Source organism: Aliinostoc maniaoense (genome assembly GCF_058172895.1).
On the sequence record NZ_CP187952.1, the window covers coordinates 6,539,092 to 6,563,429 of the forward strand.

Annotated in this window: 19 protein-coding genes; 6 read left to right on the forward strand and 13 right to left on the reverse strand. The window is 38.5% G+C overall.

What is annotated here, in order from left to right; translation table 11 throughout:
* Positions 1–9: 9 nt before the first annotated feature.
* Positions 10–309: a 30S ribosomal protein PSRP-3 gene (locus ACPZ3T_RS28705; protein WP_190699551.1), complete on the forward strand. Its 300-nt coding sequence runs from the start codon at positions 10–12 to the stop codon at positions 307–309.
* Between the two features lie 52 nt (positions 310–361).
* On the opposite strand, the gene ACPZ3T_RS28710 is transcribed toward ACPZ3T_RS28705, so the two are convergent.
* From ACPZ3T_RS28710 to ACPZ3T_RS28730, 5 genes are all read right to left on the reverse strand, one after another.
* On the reverse strand, positions 362–2,068 hold the full coding sequence (locus tag ACPZ3T_RS28710) for a protein kinase domain-containing protein (RefSeq protein WP_490272817.1): 1,707 nt from the start codon (positions 2,066–2,068) through the stop codon (positions 362–364).
* Positions 2,069–2,152: 84 nt separating this feature from the next.
* Positions 2,153–4,315 carry a DEAD/DEAH box helicase gene (locus ACPZ3T_RS28715; RefSeq protein WP_490272818.1) on the reverse strand — a complete coding sequence of 721 codons (2,163 nt, stop codon included), beginning with the start codon at positions 4,313–4,315 and terminating at the stop codon, positions 2,153–2,155.
* A 134-nt stretch (positions 4,316–4,449) separates the two neighbouring features.
* On the reverse strand, positions 4,450–5,778 hold the full coding sequence (locus ACPZ3T_RS28720) for an ATP-binding protein (RefSeq protein WP_490272819.1): 1,329 nt from the start codon (positions 5,776–5,778) through the stop codon (positions 4,450–4,452).
* Positions 5,779–5,860: 82 nt separating this feature from the next.
* Positions 5,861–7,117 (reverse strand): tellurite resistance TerB C-terminal domain-containing protein, encoded by a 1,257-nt coding sequence (locus tag ACPZ3T_RS28725; RefSeq protein WP_490272820.1) that lies wholly within the window; start codon positions 7,115–7,117, stop codon positions 5,861–5,863.
* Between the two features lie 58 nt (positions 7,118–7,175).
* On the reverse strand, positions 7,176–8,495 hold the full coding sequence (locus tag ACPZ3T_RS28730) for an ATP-binding protein (RefSeq protein WP_490277405.1): 1,320 nt from the start codon (positions 8,493–8,495) through the stop codon (positions 7,176–7,178).
* Between the two features lie 159 nt (positions 8,496–8,654).
* Here ACPZ3T_RS28730 and ACPZ3T_RS28735 point away from each other — a divergent pair, with 159 nt between their 5' ends.
* The 4 genes from ACPZ3T_RS28735 (at position 8,655) to ACPZ3T_RS28750 (ending at position 13,330) form a co-directional block, all read left to right on the forward strand.
* A complete protein-coding gene (locus tag ACPZ3T_RS28735; protein ID WP_490272821.1) occupies positions 8,655–8,975 on the forward strand; it encodes a TMEM14 family protein in 321 nt (106 codons plus the stop codon).
* 1,446 nt (positions 8,976–10,421) lie between these two features.
* On the forward strand, positions 10,422–11,660 hold the full coding sequence (locus ACPZ3T_RS28740; protein ID WP_490272822.1) for a phosphotransferase family protein: 1,239 nt from the start codon (positions 10,422–10,424) through the stop codon (positions 11,658–11,660).
* A 57-nt stretch (positions 11,661–11,717) separates the two neighbouring features.
* Positions 11,718–12,806 carry a T3SS effector HopA1 family protein gene (locus ACPZ3T_RS28745; protein ID WP_490272823.1) on the forward strand — a complete coding sequence of 363 codons (1,089 nt, stop codon included), beginning with the start codon at positions 11,718–11,720 and terminating at the stop codon, positions 12,804–12,806.
* Between the two features lie 74 nt (positions 12,807–12,880).
* Positions 12,881–13,330 carry an acyl-CoA thioesterase gene (locus ACPZ3T_RS28750; RefSeq protein WP_490277406.1) on the forward strand — a complete coding sequence of 150 codons (450 nt, stop codon included), beginning with the start codon at positions 12,881–12,883 and terminating at the stop codon, positions 13,328–13,330.
* 160 nt (positions 13,331–13,490) lie between these two features.
* Here ACPZ3T_RS28750 and ACPZ3T_RS28755 read toward each other — a convergent pair whose 3' ends face one another.
* Genes ACPZ3T_RS28755 through menA form a run of 3 tightly spaced genes read right to left on the reverse strand, consistent with a single transcriptional unit; the run spans position 13,491 to position 16,968 of the window.
* Positions 13,491–14,936 (reverse strand): 2-succinylbenzoate--CoA ligase, encoded by a 1,446-nt coding sequence (locus ACPZ3T_RS28755; protein WP_490272824.1) that lies wholly within the window; start codon positions 14,934–14,936, stop codon positions 13,491–13,493.
* Positions 14,890–16,011 carry an o-succinylbenzoate synthase gene (locus tag ACPZ3T_RS28760; RefSeq protein WP_490272825.1) on the reverse strand — a complete coding sequence of 374 codons (1,122 nt, stop codon included), beginning with the start codon at positions 16,009–16,011 and terminating at the stop codon, positions 14,890–14,892. The genes ACPZ3T_RS28755 and ACPZ3T_RS28760 overlap by 47 nt, the downstream gene beginning before the upstream one ends.
* Positions 16,012–16,062: 51 nt before the next feature.
* Positions 16,063–16,968, reverse strand: coding sequence for a 2-carboxy-1,4-naphthoquinone phytyltransferase (gene menA, locus ACPZ3T_RS28765; RefSeq protein ID WP_490272826.1), 906 nt, complete (start codon positions 16,966–16,968; stop codon positions 16,063–16,065).
* Between the two features lie 368 nt (positions 16,969–17,336).
* Between menA and ACPZ3T_RS28770 the strand changes: the two genes are divergently transcribed.
* Positions 17,337–18,752: an isochorismate synthase gene (locus ACPZ3T_RS28770; RefSeq protein WP_490272827.1), complete on the forward strand. Its 1,416-nt coding sequence runs from the start codon at positions 17,337–17,339 to the stop codon at positions 18,750–18,752.
* 86 nt (positions 18,753–18,838) lie between these two features.
* Here the strand turns inward: ACPZ3T_RS28770 and ACPZ3T_RS28775 are convergent, their stop codons facing one another.
* The 5 genes from ACPZ3T_RS28775 to ACPZ3T_RS28795 form a co-directional block, all read right to left on the reverse strand.
* The gene (locus tag ACPZ3T_RS28775; RefSeq protein WP_490272828.1) at positions 18,839–20,146 is read right to left on the reverse strand and encodes a glutamate-5-semialdehyde dehydrogenase; all 1,308 of its coding nucleotides are present in this window, start codon (positions 20,144–20,146) and stop codon (positions 18,839–18,841) included.
* 283 nt (positions 20,147–20,429) lie between these two features.
* Positions 20,430–20,870, reverse strand: coding sequence for a COG3650 family protein (locus ACPZ3T_RS28780; RefSeq protein WP_490272829.1), 441 nt, complete (start codon positions 20,868–20,870; stop codon positions 20,430–20,432).
* A gap of 94 nt (positions 20,871–20,964) precedes the next feature.
* Positions 20,965–21,729: a MinD/ParA family ATP-binding protein gene (locus ACPZ3T_RS28785; protein ID WP_490272830.1), complete on the reverse strand. Its 765-nt coding sequence runs from the start codon at positions 21,727–21,729 to the stop codon at positions 20,965–20,967.
* A 138-nt stretch (positions 21,730–21,867) separates the two neighbouring features.
* Positions 21,868–22,152 (reverse strand): ArsR family transcriptional regulator, encoded by a 285-nt coding sequence (locus ACPZ3T_RS28790; protein ID WP_490272831.1) that lies wholly within the window; start codon positions 22,150–22,152, stop codon positions 21,868–21,870.
* Between the two features lie 27 nt (positions 22,153–22,179).
* Entirely contained in the window at positions 22,180–23,880 is a 1,701-nt protein-coding gene (locus ACPZ3T_RS28795) for a CHASE2 domain-containing protein (RefSeq protein WP_490272832.1), read from the reverse strand.
* Positions 23,881–24,338 lie beyond the last annotated feature (458 nt).

Genomic DNA, 24,338 nt, shown 5'->3' on the forward strand with positions numbered 1-24,338 from the left:
GAGGTATAATTGTCCAAGTTCATTTTGAAAATTCTTTGGCTAGACGAGAACGTTGCCCTGGCAGTTGATCAAGTTGTTGGTAAAGGTACAAGTCCTTTGACTAAGTATTTTTTCTGGCCGAGAAATGATGCCTGGGAAGAGTTAAAAAAAGAACTCGAATCCAAGCACTGGATTACTGATATAGACCGTGTTGAGTTACTCAATAAGGCTACAGAAGTAATTAACTACTGGCAAGAGGAAGGTAGAAACCGTCCAATGGCGGAAGCACAGTTAAAATTCCCTGAAGTTGCTTTTACGGGTAGTGCTTGATTTAGATATGGGGCATTGGGCATTGGTGGTTGGGTGTTAGTATTTTTACAACTCAACAATCAACACTCAACTCCCATAATTTGATGGTTTTGTCCCGGCTGCCACTAGCTATGAGTTGTGTAACTTGGCTAAGGGCAACTGTGGATACTGAGTCTACATGACCAAAAAGAGTTGTGATTTGTTGTGTTGTGTTGACTTGCCAAAGCTTGATGGTTTTGTCCCAACTTGCACTTATCAGGGTTTTGTTGTCGGCGGTGAAAGCTAGTGCCACTACTGTCCAGGAATGGCCTAAGAGTGTGCTAATTAGCTGACAAGTGTTGACATCCCACAATTTAATGGTGTTATCATCGCTGCCTGTGGCTAGAATTTTACCATCTGGACTCCATGCGATCGCTAAAACCGCCCTTGTATGACCTGATATTTTTGCTAACAGGTTATAACATTGGCGGTTTTTAAATTGCCAGAGGCGAATTGTTCTATCAAAGCTAGCACTAGCTAAAAGTTCTCCGTTTGGACTAAAGGCGACTGCACTCACTTGTAGTTGATGCCCTGATAACTGACAAATTTGTCTACCAGTTTCCACATCCCAAAGTTTAATTTGTTTGTCCCAACTCCCACTAGCGATAATTTCCCCATTAGGACTAAAATCTACTGATTTGATAGCGTGTGAGTGTCCAATTAAGGTGTTAATTGCTTGTGATGTGGCTAAATTCCACAATTTCACGGTTTTATCATCGCTAGCTGTAGCTAAAATCTCACCGTTGGGACTGAAAGCAACCGATGTCACACTTTGAGAATGTCCTGCTAAAGTCTGAATTAATGTTTTTGTGTTTAAATCCCATAATTTAATGGTTTTGTCTTCGTTGCCACTAGCTAAGATGTTGCCGTGAGGACTGATAGCGAGGGCATTAATACTATGAGTTTCTGTAAAAGTATGGGTGCATTGCCACAGACTTGGAGGCTTGAAACTGCTGCTAGAAGTAAATTTATTAGTAATACCCATTGCCAACATCAGAGCATCAGCTGATTGATAACGTTGACTAATGGTTTTTGAGATTAACTGATTGAGGATTTGGCAGAGGCGATCGCTAATCTTAGTGGTAAGATATTGTTGCCACACCCAACAATCATTGGCAATGTCGAATAAATCAAAGGGTGGGATTTGAGTCAATAGATAAATACAAGTTACACCCAAACTATAAAGATCACTAGCAAATACTGGCTTACCCGCGATTTGTTCAGGTGCAGCATATTCAGGACTAGCCGTCATGGTATAATTGTACTCCGCTTCTGAAGCAATTTGAGCATTGGCAAAATCGACCAAGACAAACTTGCCTGAGTTAGTGCGGATGATATTTTGGGGCTTAATATCACAGTGAATCAGATGGCGATCGCTAATAAATTTCAGAACTGGTAAGATATCTTGTAAAAGTTGCCAAACTTGAGCTTCATCCCAAGCACCTTCTCGTGCCAATACCTCAGCCAAATTCCCACCCGATATAAATTCTTGTACTAAATAAAACTCATTATGTTCTAAAAAGTCTCCTAATAAAGCTGGAACTTGAGGATGTTCTCCCACTTCCCTAATTAAATTTACCTTTTGCTTAAAACCATCTAATTTTTGATGTTCATAAAATAGCTTCTGTACCACACAAACCACAGCCGGAGATTTACCCTCATCTACAGCCAAGTAAGTTTGACAAAAACCTCCTTGACTAATTAAATTAACTATACGATAACGGTTTTGTAAAATCTTCAAAATACCTCTATCCCCAATCAAACCTCCGCGCTCCTCCGCGTTAACCTTTGCGTTCCTCTGCGTTTCCAAATCAACCTAAATTACTCACCAAAATCCCACTCCCTGCCGAACTTCATCTAAATCTAAATAATCATAAACAAAAGCCTTTCTTAAAAGTAAGTGAGGAATAAACTCATCATACTTTTGCATTGACGGGGCTTCTGCCGAACTCACTAAAGCTTCAGGAATAATTCGTTGCTCACACAAAGATACAATTTCTTGACGAACCTCCTTAAATTTATTTTTACCTAATTTCAAAGTTAAATAATAAGGATTAACCCCACCAATACTACTAATTTCCAAAGACTCCCGACAAAAGTTATTAATTAACCTTACTAAAGTCCGATAAGCAACCGTTCCCATCCAAGGAAAAATACAGCATTTACCTTTATCTATTAGCAAAATATTCTGTTTATCTAACCCAGCTTGCCGTACTAGCTCCCGGACTTTCTCTAACCGATAACGCGCATTATTTTGCAAATAGCTATATTCTACATCTTCTAGTAAAACCTGCCGCATTCTTTGCAAAACTTTAGTATGAATCGTACCCCCACCACCGCGCCAGTAACTACTAGCTTTACCTGCCACTGGCTGCACAACAATATTTCTTTTTTTAAAGTCAACTTCTAATACTTCCCAACTTCTACCAGCCAAAGCAAACTGACTACCAACAGTAGGCGGCATAATAATACTACCAATAGCTGTAGAACCTTGTTTGACAGTATATTCTTGGTTATCAGCAAACACAGCATAAAATTGAAATCTACCAACTACTTTCTCAGCAGCTAAACCCAAAATTAACTTTCCTTGCTCAGTTCTTTGAATATGTCCAAGATCAATTAAATACCGCAGCAATAATTTATAATCTTCCTGAGAAATATCCGCAAATGGTGACAGATTTAAAACCTGTTTAGCTAGTGCAGCCGGAGAAATTTCCTCGGCTGCTACCAAAATACTCATTGTTTGGTGATACAGTAAACTTAAAGGATATTGAACTGGCTTAATTGGTTCAATCCAACGTTCTTCTAAATAAAGTTGAATAATGGCAATACACTGTAAAAGTTGCCAAGGAATTTGTTCTGGTAAAGATGTTTCTGGTAATAGTTCATCTTCAGCACAAACAAATCGCATATCAGCCGCTTCGCCTCTTCTGCCTGCACGTCCTAAACGCTGTAAAAAACTAGCAACAGAAAGCGGTGATTCTAACTGAATAACCCTCTCTAAATGACCAATATCTATCCCTAATTCTAAAGTGAGAGTCGCCGCCGTCACAGCAGGTTGGTGAGGTTCGCGCATGGCATTTTCTGCCACCTGGCGTAAACTAGCAGAGATACTACCGTGATGTACATGATAAATGTCTGGTAGTGATTTATCAGCAGCGATTTGACGCAAAGATGCAATAATTGACTCAGTTTGAGTGCGATTATTTCCGAAAATTAAACATTTACGTGATTGACTCAAATTAAAGATATATTGCTCATAGTCAGTTATTTCTGATTCATTATTATGAAGATAAAAATGCTCTAAGGCTAGTTTAACTTGCCGCTTTGCTGCTGTAATTTTGGGTGTAATTACTTGCTTATCAGTACCAGAACGTAACCACTCTTCAGCCATTGCATAATCACCGAGAGTTGCTGATAAACCAATCCGACGATGTTGTATTTGTGTTAAATTCGTTAAACGCTGTAATTGACAGATAATTTGACAACCGCGTTCAGTCCCCATAAAAGCATGAATTTCATCAATGACAACAAACCGCAAATCACCAAATAAGCGCACTAAATCTTTGTGTTTATTAACCAATAAACTCTCTAAAGATTCTGGCGTAATTTGTAATACCCCTTGAGGATTTTTTAGTAGCTTATTTTTGCGACTTTGAGGCACATCACCATGCCAATGATAAACCGGAATATCGGCAAATTTGAGTAAATCGTTGAGCCGTTCAAACTGGTCATTAATTAAAGCTTTAATAGGGCCAATATACAATGCACCTATAGTTTTACTAGGGTTGTTATGTAAAACAGTTAATATAGGTAGAAAAGCGGCTTCTGTTTTCCCCGCAGCAGTAGCAGCAGCAATGAGTAAATGAGCATCCGTATTAAATATCACTTCACAAGCAGCCGTTTGGACTGGTCTTAATTCCGTCCAATTGTGATGATAGATATATTCTTGAATAAAAGGTGCAAGTCTGTTAAAAGCATCACTCATACTTATTATTTCTCACCCCTCAACTTCCAAAACTCCGCGCCCCCTACCCTGTGGGAACACCTAACAAAGAATGGGTGAACCTCCGCGCACCTTTGCGTTTAAGAATAAAATAAATCTCAGGACTAAAGTCCTTACTACAAACTAAATTCGGCGGCATTATCTTCGTTCAAACCTGAATCCTTACCTACAGTAGTAGGATGAAATTGAGAACCATGAATTAGCTCACTAAATTGAATTGCTGGATTATGATGTAGGATATTCAAAACACTAATAAAATCGCGGATAATTTCCCCTGGGGTGAGTAATGCTTCTGCTCCTAAACGGGTGACTATTTCTTGGACAAACTCCTGTAATTGCCGATTTGTTAAAGTCTTCTCATAACTAAAATGAGTAGCATGAATCTCTGTTAAACGTTGCAATAAGCTGAGAATTTCTACTTCGCTTAAAGGGTTAAGTCGGATAACTGGCCCTAAAAATCCTTGCACATCCGCTTGGCTAGCAAAACGGCTTTCTTTGGTGCGTCTGCGCCAGGCTTGGTCTGCAAATAGTCCTCGGTTGGGGTCTTCTAAAAACTTAGTTGTCCCACCCATAAAAATCCCTAAATGTTCGGCTTTGCACTGCATAGTATCATTAAACATTGCTAGCAGTCGGTTATAATTTTTCTCACGAGTGACTGTAGTTGAGATTTGGTAGATATTAACTGCTTCATCAATTAAAACTAACAATCCTTTATAGCCAATTTCGGCAACGAATTTAGCTAAAAGTTTAATATAATCATACCAACTATCATCATCAATAATTACACGCACTCCTAGGGCTGCTTTTGCTTCAGTTTTAGTGTTAAATTCTCCTCTAAGCCAACGTAAAGCAGAATTTTTTAAGTCATCATTATCTAAACGATAACCACGCCAGTAAGCAATAATGACAGTACCGAAGTCAAAGCCATGCACTAGGTCTTCTATATATTGAATAACTTCTCTAATTTTTGCCTCAATTTGGTCATCAAAACCTTCGTCATGAGGACGTAATTCAGTTTCTTTAACTACTTCTTGTTGAATTTTATTAATCCAGCCTTCTAAAATTGAAACTAATGCTCCCCCATCAGGACGAGTTTTAGTAGAAAGGTGACTCATTAATTCTCGATAGGTAGCCAACCCTTCATTGTTACTTCCTGCTAGGCGACGTTCTGAAGATAAATCAGCGTCAGCTACAACAAAACCTTGCTCAATGGCACGGTTACGAATCATTTGCAGCATGAAGCTTTTGCCAGAACCATAGTTACCAATGATAAACCGAAATGCGGCGACACCTTCTGCAATATCATCGAGATTTTGTAATAGGCTTTTGAGTTCTTTTTCTCGACCAACTGCTATTTGTTCGACTCCTATTCTGGGGACTACGCCTGCACCTAGTGAGTTAATTAAAGCAGTTGAAGTTTTTTTCGAGATTTTGAGCTTTGCCATGTATTTTATTTTACTTGATGTCAATGCCAAGGTAAACGGATATATTTATGTTAATACTTATTTTACAACGAGAAATCGTATTTTAATTTGATGAGGCGTGTCTGGTCATCAGGTTTTCATACAAGGCAATCATTTTTCTAACATTAGTGATATGCTCTGGATAAATTTCTGGTTTCTCCAAAGTTGGATCAATGATTAATTCACCTATAACATTACTCGCCCGTTCATTGATAGCATCAATTAAGATGTTAGGCATGGTAATATTAGCTTCGGAAATCTTTTTAATAGTTGTGTGAGGGTTATCTTGCTCTGCTATGGCTTTTAATACTTGAAATTCGTGTCCTGGTAATTGATTAAAAAATCTATCCCATGTTTCAGGTAGAATATCAGAGTCTACAGTTTCTATTAAGTCAGCGAAAGGAAATACTTCGATATTTTCTACTTCTTCAGATATAGCTTCTTGATTAAATGTTTCTACTTGGTGGAGTAGTTCCCAAACTTGGTTTTGTAATAAGTCGCGCTCCTGTTGCAATAGAGAGATTTCATTTTTTAATTGCTGTAGCTGTTCTTGTTGCTGTGATTTTTGGTTTTGTAAGGAATTGATTTTAGCTGCAACGTCATCTTTTTCATGGGTTGTTTCTATCAGGATTTGATTTTGTTGATTTTTCTCGGATTCTAAGTTTTGAATTTCTAAGCGTAATTCATATAACTTTTCTTCTAATTGGGGCTTAATGCGACCTAAAAGAGTTAAATTACTCTCAAGTTCTTTTTGTTCTTGTTTTAGTTCATATATATGAGTTTGCAATTGATTAATTTCTGCATGGGAAGTATTGTATTGCAATTCAAGGCGACGTTTTTCTGATGTCAAAGCCGATAAAAAGTTATGTAATTCGGCTTGATGTTGTTCTAAATCATAAATTTCTGTTTTTAGGTTGCTAACTTCGGATTCTAGTTGTTTCTTTTGAGCAGCAAAATTTCCTAGTTCTCTATGTAAACTATCTCTTTGATTACGACATTCAAGGATGTGGTTTTGCAGTTGTTTGGTTTCGTTATAAAGTAAATTACGATGGGCTTCGATTTGCTCAATTTCTCTAACGACGCGATATTTTAGTGCTTCCCTTTCTTTAATACGTTTGCGGAGAGAAGCTAAAATTAGGAGTTCATGGGTTCTTCGCCGTTTATCTACACATAAGGCGGCTGCATATGTAGCAATGACTGTAATTACTCCAGTGAAGAAAGCTTGGTTAAAATCCCATTTTGGGACTAAACTAAGACCAAAACTAACACTAAAGGCAATTATACCTAGGATGAATCGATTACTAAACATTACTGACTGCATATTGTAATTCGTAATTCGTAATTCGTAATTCGTAAGTTTTTGTATCGGTTTGTGGGTTTTAGGATTTGGTATTTAAGAGTGATAGTTCTGCTTTTAAAAAGTCAATGAACTGTCTGGCTGTTCTTCCAGAACGTCCATTATGACGGGTAGCCCATTGTAAGGCTTGAAATTCTAAGTCTTGTTGGTTGAGATTAATTTCAGCTTGTGTTGCTAGATGTTGAATAATTTCTAAATATGTCTTTTGGTCGGCGGATTCAAAGGTTAAAGTTAAACCAAAGCGATCGCTAAACGAAAGTTTCTCCTGCATAGTATCCCAGGCATGGATTTCTTCATTATCTTTGGGAGTCGGTCTATCGCTAAAAAATTCCCGAATCAAATGGCGACGATTTGATGTAGCATAAACAACTACATTCTGTGGTTTGGCTGTTAAGTTCCCTTCCAAAACTACTTTTAAGGCTTTAAACGCGTCGTCATCTTCTTCAAAGGATAAGTCGTCCACAAAAATAATAAATTTCTGTGGCAAGCCCCGTAACTGTTCCACAATAGTTGGTAAGTGCTGTAAGTCTGATTTTGCCACTTCCAACAAGCAAAGATGGCGATGACTGTATTCATTTAACAAAGCTTTGACTAAGGAAGATTTCCCTGCGCCACGACTACCATATAGTAATACGTGCAGTGCGGTTTCACCCGCTAATAAAAACTCTGTATTCTTGATGAGGGCATCTTTTTGGGACTCATAACCGACAAGATGATTGAGCTTTACAGAGTCAGGGTAAGGTATGCCGATAAATTGATTGTTTTCCCAGCGTAATGCCCGATATTGGGCAAATAAGCCTGTACCAAATTGGCGATAGTAATTTGCTAAATCTTCGACAATATTTGCCCAGTGTTCTAAATGGTGCAGAGACAATGCTAATTCTGGTTGAGTGGTGATGTCCTCTGGTTCAACGTACCACACTACAGGAGACACGGCTAAATGGGCTACACCTTGTACCCATTCACTTAAAATAGCACTGCTGCATTCATACAAACTCTGTAAGATTTGTAAATCATGCTGGGCTGCGGCTACTAAAGCGGGTGGTAAATCTGGAAAATCTCGCTGTTGAGCCAGCTTTGTAAAGGGATTTTCTGCTATGAGAATTTGACTGATGAGGTAGTCTTCCCAAGTTTGCTGTTTATCGGCTAAGGCATGAAAGTAAGTGCCGTAAGCTTGCAAGCAACCCCGCCCATCAGCATCACTATAGCGGATAGCTTGCAGCAGCTCTAGAAAGGAAATACCTACTTGATTTTGCAGCACTGATTGATAAAGTAAAAGTGATGCTGCTTGGCGTTGCAGCAGTTGAACCTGGGCATAGGAAGAACTAGTTGCCGTGGGCATGGCTAAATTATCCGTCAATCAAAGAAATTCAAAATTCAAAATGAAGAACTGACCATTGATCACAATTCTGGCTACACACTGTATATAGATTCCATGTGGAACAAGTTGATTTCCTGGAAGTTTTGGGTAGCAAAAGCAAAATCTACATAGGTTTTAACTATGAATTTAAGTATAATTGCTGCGATCGCCTATGGTATGTTAGCCATTATTGGTGGCATTATTGGCTACTTTCAGGCAAATAGTCAAGTTTCCCTCCTCAGTGGTATCTTTACTGGCTTACTACTAATTATTGCCGCTTACTTGCAACTTCAAGGACAAACTTGGGGTTTGATGCTAGCAACTTGCATTACGGCTGTTTTAGTCTTATTATTTGCATTTAGACTGGCTAAAACTCGCAAATTTATGCCTGCTGGATTAATGACTATTTTAGGTATGCTGGCACTGACAGTTATGGTTAAGCAATTCTTTAGTGTTGGGTAACGCCGTGTGCAACTTTCTCTAAAACCTAACCCCCAACCCCTTCCCTTGTAGGGAAGGGGAGCAAGAATCAAAGTAGAGACGTTGCATGCAACGTCTCTACAGTTACAGGGGAGAGGTACTCTACGAGAAGAGCTTTGCTCTATGGAGAGGGGTTTCAAAAATAAGTTGCACATCGCGTTGGGTAACAATTGTTTACCTCTAGATAGTACATTTATATTACTCTACACCAAAACTGAAACTATAGCTGATGGTTTTATACCAATTGCTAGAAGGCGTTGGTATACCCACCACACTACACCTGATAATTGATACAGCAGATTCGATGTTTATGAGGTACAGCAACTGATTGAAAAAAGTAATGAGTAATGAGTAATGAGTAAGAAATTTACTTATTACGCACTACTTATTACTGATGGTGTACCTCACTTGTTTCAAGTGTATTTTATTTATCCAAGGTGTAGTCATCATCTAAGTAATTTTTTCTTGAAAAGAAAGTTTTATTTTATACACATAAGTATTTATTTATTATAATATTACGTCTGGATACCCTTTAAAATTAATATATTTACAAACATATTAAGCAATATTATTTAATTAATCCAGTATAGAAAGTTACCAATAAATTAAATTTCCTAACCTTATCATTAACATTATCTCTAAAAAAATAATTACTCTCTACGAAAATATCCGGTTTGTTTGGCGTGATGATGATAAATAAAAATATAGCTGTCGAGTATCTAAGTTGTATATCTTTTGCTGTTGGCTGTTAACCGTCAACAGTGAACAAGCATAATTGATCAAATAAACCCTAAATTGATATTTATACTGCACAATCTCATAACATAGCAAAACTAAAATAATCTCTGGGAGAGAAAGTAATAGCATTGACTTACATCTACCTAGAGATAGTTTTTGTAGTAGATGCTGATTAAAGCAAAAAAATTTATAAGACTGAAATACTATTATCAGTTATTATTTAAAATCATGCAAATTGTGTATTAAATAATACAAATATATTTAAGTATTAAGCTAAAATTTGATAGTGACATGAATCTGTGAATAGCTCTAGACAAAGAATAAATAGATGTAATTAGCTAAAAATTGAATTATGCAACCTCTAAAAAATAGGGTATAATTTTAAACGCGAACACAATATTTTCTTGGGGTAAAAGTGATATAAAATCTGAATTTAATCGTTTTATTTTTTAATTAATTAAAAAATATAGTATAAAGATTCAGTACAGAAACAATTAAAAAATAAAGTAAAATTAAAAGTAATTACTGCCATATTGGCAGGTTTGATTACACTAGATGAGATATGAATATAAGAGATTCAAAAAATACTGATATATAAATACTTGTTGTTATCTACCTCAATTGCTACAGCAAAAATCTGCCTGAATTGCAGAGATTTATCGGCAATCTTAGAAACTAGGAAATAATATTATGTTATCACCACTATCTGCTCAAAATGTTATCCAGTATCTGCACACAGCAGGTCTGTGTAGCTTAGTAGACGGCACTTTTGAGGCTTTAAATTTGCCAGAAACTAATAAGAAGAATCGTAATTTAGTGGTGAAGTTAGGAGATAATCGCCAAGTCCTAGTTAAGCAAGAACGCCAGATTGAAACTGATATAATTAATCATGAATTGTTCAATGAATGGCTGTTTCAGCAATTACTGCAAAAGTTTCCAGTTTTAGGTAATATTTCTGCGATCGCGCCCTTAGTGCTACATTTTGATGAAGAAAACTCCATCCTAGTGCGTAGCTATCTCAGTGAATACTTAGATTTAAATAGTTTTTATCAACACCAGAATATTTTCCCTGTAGAAATCGCTTCAGCTATCGGGACAACATTAGCAGCACTACATCGTGCTACTTTCCAAGGTAAGGAATACCGCGATTTTATGGCGACTGCACCCCAAGGACAGTTTCGCTATAGTTTTTACAACCCCGCACAAGGGATAGGTTCAATTACTCCAGATATTTTCGCTAAGATTAAAAGCGAAGCAAGGCAATTCTATGCGTTCTATCAGAATTGTGAAAGTTTAGAAGCAGCCATTGCGGATTTAGCCTATGAATGGAATCCTTGCTGCTTGACACACAACGATTTAAACCTACACAACATCTTAATTCATTCCCGATGGAATCAGTTAGATAACTGTTTAGTAAGATTAATTGATTGGGAAGCTTGTGGATGGGGAGATCCCGCCTTTGATTTAGGAAATATATTAGCGAGTTACTTACAAATTTGGCTTTCTAGCTTAGTTATAGATCCAACTTTGGAGTTAGCAGAATCTCTACAATTAGCTATGACTCCATTAGAGGATATTCAACCTTCATTAGTCGCATTATTACAAGCTTATCTTAATACTTTCCCGATGATTTTGGAGTATAGCAGTGATTTTTTAGGCAGAGTTATCAAATTTACAGGATTAGGATTAATTCATCAAATCCAAGACATTATTAACAATTGCCAAAGCTTTGATAGTTCTGATATGTATAAGTTACAGTTCGCCAAAAATATCCTGACTATGCCTGAGAAATCTATAGTCAGTATTTTGGGAATTAATGAATTAGAAATGATCAGTTCTGTAGTTAATAAGAATAAAATACCCCAACCAGAAAAGGAAAACCAATTAATTCCTCTATATTACGAAAAAACTCGTCTGCGTGGCTGCTAAGTAAGGTAAAAGGCACTATTCCCCCAAGCCTGTTTCCCCAACCCTCGAATGTAATTAATGCTAAACTATTCTGCTAGAACGATGCTAAATTACTTGAGCGATATTGCTACCAATATCCAAATCGAACCCAATTTTTGTATCTATCATCCGAATTATCAGCCCTTTGCTCTACCCTCTAAAGTAGCAGATAGATTTCAGCATAATTCGCCTGACATCCAACATAAATACCTCAATTTATTATTACGTAATTTTATTTACGGCATCTATTACAACGGAGCTTTACAAAGCTGCTTGGCAGTTGATTCTAGTAATGCTAACTATCAAGTTTCACACAATTTAGCAACTAATTCGGTTGTAGATATTGACTGGAAATTTTACGAACAACTGCAAGCTAGTAATCATGGTAGAGGTTATTTTGACCCTAGTTGGGAAGTGCTGCGAAAAGAACCTGATGGTAGTATGGCAGTAGCTAAAGATGGTTTAACCTTATATATAGAGCCAGATTGTCATCTCAAACCTGGAAAAAAATCTGCTCAAGTTGGGGAATCAGTAGCAATTTGGATGCCGAATAATCGCTTGCAAAACGGCTATTATCTAGCTGTGAGTGATGTGGGACAAGAACAGCACAGCAGTCCAGATGTAAATTTAGGCACAGGTAGAATCTATTTTAATTTTAGTGCGGCTGGTGCGATCGCGCTCATGGATAGTCTCACCCAGCAACTCAACGCCAATACTATTCCTTTTACCTTTCAAGTCCTTTACAATCCTAGTGCCTACGAACGCTACGATGCTGGGGTACTTTATTTTGAGCGTCATGACTATTCAGAAATTCACAAAATTTTGCAATCGGTTTATCGAGAAAATCAAGCTTATTTTCGCCGAGAAATCCCGTTATTTACCAAGTTTTTAGCACCCGGTTTAGGACTAGCTGAAGAACCGACTCAAAAATTTACCGCACAAGAAAGTTTTGGGATGAACCGTTGTCAAATCTTAGCGAATGCCTTACTAGAAGCCTGGCAAAAAGGTAAAAACGCTGTAGAAGAACGGATGAAAGCTATTCACCAACATTTTCAAAGTCATTCCATTGATTTGCAGCGTCCCTACCTCAACCCTACATCTGAAGATATATATTTACCCATCAAGTAATTTGGATTGACATTACAGTAAAATTAACCATGAGAGCAGGTATAGCACCTGCTATTTTTTTATGGTTGAAATTTATGTCTTTTAGTTATCATCGCACTGTTCGCTTTCAAGATACAGATGCAGCCGGTGTAGTCTACTTCGCCAATATTCTGAGTATTTGCCATGAAGCTTATGAAGAATCACTCAGAACATCAAGTATCAATCTCAAAGATTTTTTTACTGCTCCCGAAATTGCATTTCCTATAGTTCATGCTAGCGTCGATTTTCTGCGTCCTATATTTTGCGGAGACAAGTTATTAGTTAGCCTAATGCCGCAAAAAATTAGTGATGAAAAGTTTGAAATTCACTATGAAGTTGCCTTGAGTGATGTAGTGGTAGCTAAGGCAATTACTCGCCATGTTTGTATTAGTGCCAATACTCGTAATAAGCAAGCATTACCTACTAATATCGTTCACTGGTTAGAAAGACATCGTAGAGAAACAGAAGAGGCGGAAAGAAGAAAAGCCAGAGAAGTTATTTCATGAAATAATTAGGTTTGTAGTAAGGACTTTAGTCCTGAAAATATTAAGGACTGAAGTCCTTACTACAAACTATAGTTAAATTTGTCGTATTATAGCGGTGCGTTACGGCTATATTTCATTTGTTAACACCCTCAAATCCTTGCGTAGCCGTAACACACCCTACTCATGATTTAGTTGAGTTTCTCAAAAATTCCATAGCGATTTGTTGTAATGTTTGACGATTAATTTTACCTTGGGCATTACGCGGTAATGTATCTAAAGAAATCCAATATTTAGGGATTTTAAATTTGCTGAGTTGATTTTTTAGTGCAGTTTTAATTTCCTCAGCAGTAATATCAGTATTTTGCGGAATATAAATAGCTGTTAATGCTTGTCCCCAATCTGGATCAGGTATACCAATTACACAAACATCATTAACCATTTGTGTTTTGAATATAGCAGACTCGATTTCTATGGGGTAAATATTTTCTCCACCGGAAATGATTTTATCACTATTACGTCCAACAATTGTTAAATAACCTTGCTCATCTAAATAGCCTAAATCATCTACAGAAAAATCATCTTTTTGATGCCAAAAATCTGGATAATAACCAAGAGCTAAAGATTTAGCTTGAATTATAATATTACCGATTTGATTAGGCGGTAAAATTTCTCCTTGATTGTTGTAAATCTTCACTTGAGCATGGGGAAGAATTTGTCCACTACCAGTTTTACCATTGAAAAAATCATCTGGTTTAAGGGTGACAATTTGAGAAGCTGTTTCTGTCATCCCATAGGTTGGTGCTAACCTAATACCGTGAAACTTAGCTTTTGCTAATAATTCCTCTCCAGCAGGCGCACCACCTAAAAGAACAGTTTTAAATTGAGCGAGCCATGCAGTTAATGCTTGATTTTGTAGCAGTCTTTGTAATTGTGTAGGAACTAAAGATATAAAAAAATCTTGATAGTTAATTTGGTATTTTAAACCTAATTCTATTGATTTAAAAGGCAGAATTACTAATTTACCGCCAGTAATGACAGCACGCATAAACTGCATTAAACCGCTAACATGATACAACGGTAAAACACAAAATGAGTTAACGTTTTCTAACTGAAAATATTCTTTAAACCCCTGTACCGATGCGGTGAGAGTTTCCCAAGTGTGCATGGTAAATTTTATCTTGCCCGATGAACCTCCGGTGGGAATCATGATTAGGGAATGGGGCATTGGGCATGGGGCATGGGGGAGGCAGTGCGTTGCGGAGGTTTCCTCCGTTGTAGCAACTGCCGTCATGGGGCATTGGGTATGGAAGAATTTAGGTAGGGTTTCTATGCCTAAAATTATGTCTGGTTTTACTAAGTTAAATACTTGCTCCCATTCTTGTTTTCCCCAGTCGGGATTACATAAAAATATTTGGCAATTGGCTGCACAGGCGGCGATAAAACTAGCTAGAAATTTGACTGGTGCGCGTTCGGCTAGGATAATTTTGGGTGAGGGATTTAATATTGATAATTGGGTGAGTTTGGTGTAGATTTTGGTGGCAATTTGCTGAAATTTTTGGTTGTCTTCACCAATTAGTAAATCATGGTGAATTAGCTGATGAAAATAAACTTTCTGGCCAGGTGTCATCTTCTGCTTGGGTAAAAAAATGATTGATGCCAAAACCAACAGCCCGATCGCGGTGAGATAATTCTGCTGCTAATCTGAGTGCAGCTTGTCTAGCGATCGCAGTTTCAAAGACTGATGAAAATACTGCGTCAATTTCATGCTGTTGGCAAAATTTCCTCAAACGGGAGGGATAACCCGCAATAGCTGGTTTAATCACAAAAATTCCCCGCCAACCCTTCTCATAACAAGCCGCAAGTTGTTGCAGTGTGGCAACAGATTCATCTAAAGCGATCGCAGTATCATAAGACTGACTCAATACCAACATCGCGCCAAAATCAGCGACAGGTAAGGGTTGCTCAATAAATTCAATTTCAATTTGTGATTTAGGTTTTTTTCCCAAATTATCGCAAGTTTTCAACCATAATTGCGCCTGTTCATAGTTCAATCCCCCGTTAGCATCTAAGCGCAGTTTGGCTTTAGCTGGTAAAGCTTGTGTCAGTAACTCAAACATCGAGAGTTCTTGACTAATATCATTTACCCCAATTTTCCATTTAAACGTGCGATATCCCTGCCGCCAAAGATTCTGCCATTGATGTAACGCTGCTTCTCCAGATGGCAGTAAGGCACTGTATTGGGCATTGGGCATCGGGCATTGGGCATTGGGGAGGCAGTGCGTTGCGGAGGTTTCCTCCGTTGTAGCAACTGCCGTCATTGGGGTAAATATTTCTCCCTTGTCTCCCTTGTCTACCTTGTCTCCCCCTGCACCCCTGCACCCCTGCACCCCTGCACCCTGCTCCCCAGTCCCCAATCCCACCAACGCTGATTCAAAGCCAAATTGACAGGCTGGCAAATCATCGGGAATAGAAAAAATATTTGCCTCTGTAATTACTTGGGGGAGTTGGTGACAGAAATCTAAAGCTTGTTCTAGAGTTTCCGAACCGAACCAACTAATGGGGGCGATTTCTCCCCAAGCGACGTTACCGTTAGCATCACACAACCTGAGAATAATCGCTTCCCGTGTTTCCCAAATCCCGTGACTAGTGACAAGCGATCGCACAAATTCCTGTTTTATGCTACGAAAATCAAATTGGTACATCGTATTGGAAACTGCGTAATAACCTCCCCCTGCACCCTGCCCTCTACCTCCTCACACTCCTGCGATCGCAAATCCTACACCCAATAACAAGCAACTCCAAAAATGCACAGCGACGGCAATAAATTTACAATTACTGACTTTTTCGGGGTGGTTGTGATGTTTTTGAACGTGGCGACACAATTTGAAGGCGTAGGGAAGACTGAGCCAACTTAAAAGTGTCCAGACGGGGAAAATACCCAATACTACAAACAGCAAATTCAGGGGGTAAATGCTACCTGTAAACCAAGTCAGGACTTTCGCGCCTGTGGCTGTACCTAAACGAACAATGGGCGATCGCTTCCCGGCGGCAATGTCATCTTGGACTTGGTGAAAGTGTGAGCAAAATAACACTAAACTGGTGACAATACCGACAATTACGGAGACGGCTAAAGCGGTAAGTGACCAAGTTTTAGTTTGACTGTAGTAAGCGGCTGTGATGCCCAAAGGACCGAAGGCAAAAAAGCAGAGGATTTCGCCTAAACCTTGGTATCCTAGACGAAAGGGAGGCCCTTGATACATATAGCCTAAACCACAGCACATCAAAATTATACCGATGACCGTGGGGTCTTGTTGCCAGATAGCGATCGCTAATATCCCCAACAACCCCCCAATCAAACACAAGTTTCCTAACCAAAATACTAAAGTCTTCTTACCAGTTAAATTCACCAGCGAGTGGTGTTTATTTATATCAATACCTGTTTCCGAATCAAAGACATCATTACTAATATTTTCCCAGGCCAGAATCAAAATTGCAGCTACTACAAAAGTAGAAAATATTCCTACGTTAAAACTTTTAGTTTCTGCAATTGCTACAGATGTGCCAACCCAAATTGGCATAATTGCCACGCTGTACATCGGCGGTTTAATTGCTGCCATCCATAATTTACTCTTGGGACGAGAAATTTGTTTTGTAGTCATCAGTCCTGATTAATTAAACTAACAAAAATTTACTCATAATTTATTTAGATTGAGTGATGCGTAATATACTTTCTATTTAGTTGAGTGTATTACTTGAAAGTAGGCTGAATACATTTTCTCTAATCACTCAGAACCCGCTACCACTAACCGCACTATGTTACAACTTCTTAACCTCCCCGTGGCAAATTTTACATTTCTTAGTTGGCAGGGCAAGCATCAGCCTTGCTTGTCAGGGTTTGGGAACACCCTCAACAAAGCAAGCCATACTCTGGTGAAATGGTGACTGAATATGCTACCTGTAGAAATACGACCACGTTTAATTACACTTTAGGAAGATAACTTAAAAAAAATTTACTATTTCTAGATTTATGACAGTTTCACCATGTCGTAGTAACTTTGTAGTAGAGCAAAAAGACCTCTACCAATTTTTGTTAGCTGTTCAAGAAAATTGCATCAAAAATAATTGTCGGCAAATAGTCAGCATTTCCCTAGAAATTGATTTAGTTGATCCGCTAATAGTATTGGATAAATTAGCGCAAGCAAATGAAATAAAATTTTACTTTGAGCATAAAGGCAAACGAGAAGCGATCGCGGCCATCGATGCAGTCAAAAAAATCCAGATTAATGGCGAAGATCGCTTTAATCAAGCTGAATATTTCATTCAATCTCATGTCAAAAATATAATTACTTTCGGTGATACAAAAACCGGATTTACTGGAGCGCACTTTTTTTGTTACTTCAGCTTTTTTGATCAACCCCACCAACTCGATTATCCCTTTCCCTCGGCCACGGTTTTTTTACCCCGTTGGCAAATCTCTGTGAAAAAAGAACAATGTTTTTTAGTAACCAATACTATTATTAATGCTAATTTTAATATTCAGTTATTCTTACAAAAACTCAGTCATAAAATAGAAACTATTAATTCTTTAAAGCCTTATTCCCCTAATATCGATTATTTTCCAGCAATTTTAACGAAAAAATCTGTTAAGAATACAGAACATTTTAAGCGTTCTGTAGTTTCAGCTTTAGAAAAAATTAATTCTAGTCATCTCAGTAAAATTGTCCTAGCAGATGTCTTAGATGTCAATTCCAATCAGAATTTCAATTTATTTAACTCCTTAAATAACCTCCGCAAAATTCATCCTAATTGTTATATTTTTTCTACTAGTAATGGCAAGGGACAAAGTTTTATCGGTGCAAGTCCAGAAAGATTAATTAGTATTCATAATCAACAATTAATTACTGACGCATTAGCAGGTTCTGCACCTAGAGGTAAAACCCCAGCCGAAGATGCAGTTAATGCGAATCGCTTACTTAACAGCGAAAAGGAAAGACATGAACATTTATTAGTGATGAATTTCATTACCCAACGCCTCACGCAACTAGGTTTATTACCCCAAGTATTAGCCCCACGTCTCAGACAATTATCTAACATTCAGCACCTGTGGACACCAATTAGTGCGATCGTTCCCGCTAATGTACATCCTTTAAAAATTGTCGCCCAATTACACCCCACACCAGCAGTAGCCGGTGCAGCCAGAGATGTCGCCTGTGCAGAAATTCGCCGTTATGAAAACTTTGAGAGGGGTTTATATGCTGCGCCTTTGGGTTGGGTAGACTCCCAAGGTAACTGTGAATTTATCGTGGGGATTCGTTCTGCCTTAATTGATGGCGATCGCGCTAGACTTTATGCAGGTGCAGGTATCGTCGCCGGTTCTGATCCTGAACGAGAATTTGCGGAAATTCAACTCAAGCTTCAGGCGTTGTTAAAAGCATTAGTTTAAACGCAGAGTAGCGCAAAGGTTCACGCAGAGGGGCGCAAAGTGCTATTCTCCGCGTCACTTTGCGTTTACCTCCGCGTTCCTTTGCGTTAAACTAAATCTCTATGAGTAAAAGCTTGAGCATTTGCCCCGGTGTAGGTGGCGACAATATGTCCATCACCAGTCAATTGATATTTATATGTAACTAAACCCTCCAAACCAACAGGGCCGCGGGGAGGCATTTGTTGAGTGCTAATTCCGACTTCTGCCCCAAAACCATAACGGAAACCATCAGCAAAGCGAGTAGAACAATTATGAAAAACTCCGGCAGAATTAACTAAGCCAAAAAATGTTTCTACCGTCGCTAAATCTTCAGTAACAATCGCATCTGTATGCCGAGAACCATATTCATTAATATGAGCGATCGCACTCTCCAACGAGTCTACAATTTTCACCGCCAAAATTAAATCACTGTACTCTGTTTCCCAATCAGCATCAATAGCAGGAGCGATATCAGGCAATATCTTTAAAGTCTGTTCATCACCTCTTATTTCCACATCAACTGCTTGCAATGCTGCGGCGACTTTCGGTAAAAATTCTGGTGCGATCGCCTGATGTACTAACATAGTTTCAATGGCATTACAAGCAGCAGCATATTGAATTTTAGCATCAACAGCAATCTGCACAGCCTTATCAATATCAGCCGCTTCATCTATATATAAATGACAAATTCCATCAGCATGACCAAGTACAGGAATGCGAGTATTTTCTTGTACAAACCTCACAAAAGAATTAGAACCTCTAGGAATAATTAAATCTACATATTTATCTAACTTTAAAAGTTCTAAAGTTTCTTCTCTAGTTGTGAGTAATTGCACCACATCAGGACTAACATCTGTTTGTGATAAACCTTGTTTAATCGCTTTAACTATCGCCTCGCAAGAGCGTACAGCTTCCTTACCACATTTGAGAATTACCCCATTACCAGATTTAATCGCCAGCGAGACAATTTGAATCGCCGCTTCTGGGCGCGCTTCAAAAATAATTCCCAACACCCCCAAAGGACAAGTTACCCGCTTAAGAACCAAGCCAGAATCAAGCTCACGGTGAATTTGCACCTGTCCCACAGGATCAGCTAGCTTACCAACATCCCGCACCCCAGCGATCGCATCTCTTAATTTATGTTCATCCAACTGCAATCTTTTATAGAGGGGTTTAGCGATACCCGCAGCCGTCGCCGCTTCACAATCAGCAATATTAGCTGACACAATCTCATCCTTAGCCGATTCTAACGCTTGGGCAACAGAGGCGATCGCTTGATTTTTCGCATCAGTCGAGAGAATAGCCAATTTACTAGCAGCTTGGCGAGTTTGTTGGGCAATGGTAGTCAGAGAAAAAGTAACTTGCAGAGTAGTCATGATTAAACAAAACTGTGATTGATAGCACAAAACTTTAGCCTTTCCCCATCCTATCAACACTGAATATCTATTAGTCTGCCTGACTCTGACTTTTCCTGGATTTGGTTGGGAAACGCCTCTCCATAGAGCGAAGCTCTTCTCTACGAGACGCTGCGCCCCGCACGGGTACACTAAAAACCGGGTGAGAGAAAAAAGGTGTGGGGAGTGTGGGGAGTGTGGAGGGTAATTTTTTGGATACTTAGCTAGAAATCCCACACAAAATTTCGTTCACCCCTAAAAACCTTTAATTATTGACTCTGTTATACCTAGCGCAACCTTCTAAAACTGTGTTACCCCTAATAAAGATAGCTGAATAGGGATATTTGATATCAGACATTCCATCGCTACAAGACGATACTTTTTGAAGTATCAAAGTATTGTTTATATTGTTTTTATCTCTCAATTGATAAACTCTTACTAAGTCTACAGGGCGACCAGATGCCTGTAATGGCGCAACATAAGGAAAGCTTTGGCGATATTCTGGAGTAGCATAAATAATTTCTTTCTTGCTGACTGTCACACTCCAAAATGGCTCTGTTCCACTAGCAATAAATTCTTTTTTAATGTGATTTTTATTGTTAACTTGACCCAGTAATAAATTATTATTATTTGCTATACTGGGAAGGCTGGCTAGTAAACTGATGCTAATTCCCATGAATAATACTGGTGCGATTAATTTTTTCATGGTTCTCTGTAAATAACTCTCAATAAATATAATCAATTTGTTTAGAGACAATTTCGTAAATTCATCATATAAAAGTAATTATTTTCTCAATTGTTTAGTTTTGTATAATCATCTGTGCTACTTTCTCCATAATTTGACTAAAGGGATGCTCTGGATGTCTTAAACAAAATAGATCGCTACTAGCTAGTTGAATCAACTCTTCTGATAGAGGTAAAATACCCGCCACAGGTGCGTTATATGTTTTTTCTACTTGTTGACGTAAAGCATCAAAATCTAGTGCTGGCAGGGCTTTATTAATTAGCAGTAGCATTTTTGGTATTTCTAATTTCCTGGCTACTTCTACTGTGACGGCTGTACCTTGAAAATCTTGGCGATCGGGTCGGAGAATTAATACTAAAATGTCAGAAATGGCAATAGAAAGTAATGTTTCTTCATTTAATCCTGGGTGAGTATCAATAAATAGATAATCTAAATTTAAAGTAGTGAGTAAATCTTGAAAGCCTTGATTCAACAAATTAAAATCTAATCCTTCTCTTAAAATTTTAGTGATATCTCTGGCTTTAATACTGGATGGGATTAAATAAATGCGGCTGTTTTTGCTTAAAGCTTTATTTAATACCGAGGTAACGTCATAAGCTGTATCTTCAATAGCACAACGTCCCCACAAATAATCGTTGAGGGCGTATTTCATTTTTTGTTCATCAAATCCAAAGAGGACATGAATACCTGGGGATTGAATATCGGTATCAATAATCCCGACGCGATAACCAGCACGAGCAACTATTCCGGCTAAATTAGCAGTAGAATTTGATTTACCTGTACCACCGCGAAATGAGTGGATAGAAACAATTTTCGGCATGATGATTTAGTTCTTAGGAATTGGGAATTGGGTAAAAATTAAGTAGAACAGGGTAAATAATTAAAGGTTCGTAGTGGGAACTTTAGTTCTCAAATAATAAGGGTGTAGGGGTGTAGGGGACTTTTTTATGATGGCTAGTTAAGTATCTAATTTATCCCAGATATTTTGAGGTAGGTTACTTTTTTTTGATTGGATCAAATGAGGTTTATAGTAGGTGGTATTGCTATCACTTACACACTGAATGAATCCTTGGGATATGAGGGTTTCAATCTGCTGTTTGGCTTGTTGTTCAGGAATATTTTGAACAGTTGTAATTTCAGCTAAAGTTACTTGTTGTTGGCGAATTATCCAATTCATTAATTGGCGTTCTTCATCGGGTAAGTTCGCTATATCAGTGAGGGTTTTAGTTGGTGGTGATTCCATTTCTTTCAAACGCTCCAGACGCAGAGTTTATTGTTTATGTTCTCTGAGTTTTTTGGTTCTGTTTTGTAGTTGTTGCCAATATTCTATTTCTTCTTGTTCTTCTACTGGTGTGGGTTGTGGTGTGACTTCTAAGTTATCGGTATTATTGTTATTTTCTTCGAGATGGCGTTTGTTGCGTCTGTCACGCACTGGTTTTAAATAATCAATTTCGCCAATTGTTGTGATTGATTCAGTTAGTTTTGGTGGCAAAATTTCTTGGGGAGGGAGATTTTGGATTGGGGAATTTTCGACAATATCCGGTGTAGGTGTGGGTTGACTCTCTCGATTCCGCAAGTCTTTGGCTTTTTGCTGCAATTCTAAAAAATAATCGCTTTCGGTGATGGCGGCTACTTCTTCATCTTTTTTTTCTTCATCAATATCAATGTTGATTTTTAAGAAGCCTTTGACGGTTTTAACAATGGTGGCTGCATATCTATCTATTAAGACTACACCGCCAGCTGTAGCTAGGAGTCCCAAGGCTGGGGGTACTAGGGGTATCCATCCAGCTTGGAGAAATATCAGATAAGTACCGCCAAGTAATAGCGCGATCGCAATTCCACCACCTAAAATTAATAACCAAGGTTTGCGAATCCGCCAGGCTAAAAAGCCTCCTACTAATGACCAAGCAAATATCCATAACCCTTCAGGTAGCTCATGCCAATGCCACAATAATGGTCGTTTGTCTAGCACTGCACTCAATATTTGACTCGCATTTTGCGCGTGAATTACTACCCCTGGCATTTTTTGGCTATCGGATGCCCCTGCACTATAAGGGGTGTAAAATGTATCTTTAACAATGGCGGCAGTATAACCAATTAGGACAATCTTATCCTTAATTAACTCTGGTTTAACTTGATCGGCTAACACATCCCTGAGAGATACTTGTGTCACTGCTTGCTTCTGTGAACGATAATTCAACAGCATTTGATAATCGCCGGTATCTACTTTGTGATATCCGCCGGCGTTGGGTGTTAAGCGTCTGAGAACCGTGTTACCTAATTTAATTTCACCAGACTTGGTAAGTTCTGGTTCAATTCCCATCTCTGCTAGGTAACGTGTTGCTAGTTGAAAGCTGAGAGATGGTAGTTGATTTTCTGCACTAACATAATTGCAGATATGTTCACTGGGTGCTGGTAGTTTTGAAGCCTGGGGAATTGTGAGGATCATTCCTTGGCGTACAGTTCCACCAGGATCTACAGGAAAATCTGCCACGCCAACCCGCTCTTCAGGAATCCCCGGTGCGGCTGCAATACCGGGGGAGTCAGCTTTACTGATAGCACAAACAGCAATGATGCGATCGCTTTTTGTTAACAAGTTCACTAATTCGGCTCTACCAGTGGCACTACCTTGCTTCACGTCCCTTAAAATATCTATGCCAATAACTCGCGGTGCTTGCGCCTCTAATTTCTCTAATACCTGAGCTAGTGTCCCATCTTCAATCGGGTACTCTTTACGGGTTTGGATATCTACATCATCAATACCCACCACTAAAAACCGATTATCTTCTTTTTCATCAGGACGCGATCGCATTAACCAATCAAACGCGCCTAACTCCATCCCTTCTAAGCTACCGAAACTCCGCAACCCTACAATTAACCCGGTAATTACCAAGCTAGTCAGCACTACTGTACCACTAGCAGTCAACGCTGCTTGGGAAAAATTACTAAATTTTGACTTGAGATTTTGCATCTGTGTTTTGTCTCCTCAACTACAGCTAGGGTGTAAATAATTCCGATGGCCTCCCTAGCCGGAGAAAATCAATCAATTTGGGATTTTAGATGGTATCCAAAATTCCAAATTCCACATCTCAAATTCGGTCGGTCATCAGTCAATTAGCTAGCACTTACATAACTCACATATCTTTTATGTAGGGGAGGCAAAAAGCAGTGTGGACTTTCCTCCCCACCGAACTTTAGATTGGCGGCCGCCGCCGCTCTGAGTTCTCGCTTTATTGCCGTTGTGTGACGCTGTCAACGTATTTGAACGTAGTCATGAGACTGATAGCATCACCCACCAACCATCAATTGTGACACTTGCGTATTAGCTCAATTGATATTTTAAGTAATGTTAACTAGTAACTTATTGATATCTTGGTAATTTTATAACATTTAATTGGCTATTTCTTAGTAAATTTCTAAAAGTTTTTA

Coding starts and splice junctions, on each gene's coding strand:
- ACPZ3T_RS28715 (WP_490272818.1), bottom strand. CDS start 4,315: ATGAGTGATGCTTTTAACAGACTTGCACCTTTTATTCAAGAATATATC.
- ACPZ3T_RS28720 (WP_490272819.1), bottom strand. CDS start 5,778: ATGGCAAAGCTCAAAATCTCGAAAAAAACTTCAACTGCTTTAATTAAC.
- ACPZ3T_RS28725 (WP_490272820.1), bottom strand. CDS start 7,117: ATGCAGTCAGTAATGTTTAGTAATCGATTCATCCTAGGTATAATTGCC.
- ACPZ3T_RS28730 (WP_490277405.1), bottom strand. CDS start 8,495: ATGCCCACGGCAACTAGTTCTTCCTATGCCCAGGTTCAACTGCTGCAA.
- ACPZ3T_RS28735 (WP_490272821.1), top strand. CDS start 8,655: ATGAATTTAAGTATAATTGCTGCGATCGCCTATGGTATGTTAGCCATT.
- ACPZ3T_RS28740 (WP_490272822.1), top strand. CDS start 10,422: ATGTTATCACCACTATCTGCTCAAAATGTTATCCAGTATCTGCACACA.
- ACPZ3T_RS28745 (WP_490272823.1), top strand. CDS start 11,718: ATGCTAAACTATTCTGCTAGAACGATGCTAAATTACTTGAGCGATATT.
- ACPZ3T_RS28750 (WP_490277406.1), top strand. CDS start 12,881: ATGTCTTTTAGTTATCATCGCACTGTTCGCTTTCAAGATACAGATGCA.
- ACPZ3T_RS28755 (WP_490272824.1), bottom strand. CDS start 14,936: ATGACACCTGGCCAGAAAGTTTATTTTCATCAGCTAATTCACCATGAT.
- ACPZ3T_RS28760 (WP_490272825.1), bottom strand. CDS start 16,011: ATGTACCAATTTGATTTTCGTAGCATAAAACAGGAATTTGTGCGATCG.
- menA (WP_490272826.1), bottom strand. CDS start 16,968: ATGACTACAAAACAAATTTCTCGTCCCAAGAGTAAATTATGGATGGCA.
- ACPZ3T_RS28770 (WP_490272827.1), top strand. CDS start 17,337: ATGACAGTTTCACCATGTCGTAGTAACTTTGTAGTAGAGCAAAAAGAC.
- ACPZ3T_RS28775 (WP_490272828.1), bottom strand. CDS start 20,146: ATGACTACTCTGCAAGTTACTTTTTCTCTGACTACCATTGCCCAACAA.
- ACPZ3T_RS28780 (WP_490272829.1), bottom strand. CDS start 20,870: ATGAAAAAATTAATCGCACCAGTATTATTCATGGGAATTAGCATCAGT.
- ACPZ3T_RS28785 (WP_490272830.1), bottom strand. CDS start 21,729: ATGCCGAAAATTGTTTCTATCCACTCATTTCGCGGTGGTACAGGTAAA.
- ACPZ3T_RS28790 (WP_490272831.1), bottom strand. CDS start 22,152: ATGGAATCACCACCAACTAAAACCCTCACTGATATAGCGAACTTACCC.
- ACPZ3T_RS28795 (WP_490272832.1), bottom strand. CDS start 23,880: ATGCAAAATCTCAAGTCAAAATTTAGTAATTTTTCCCAAGCAGCGTTG.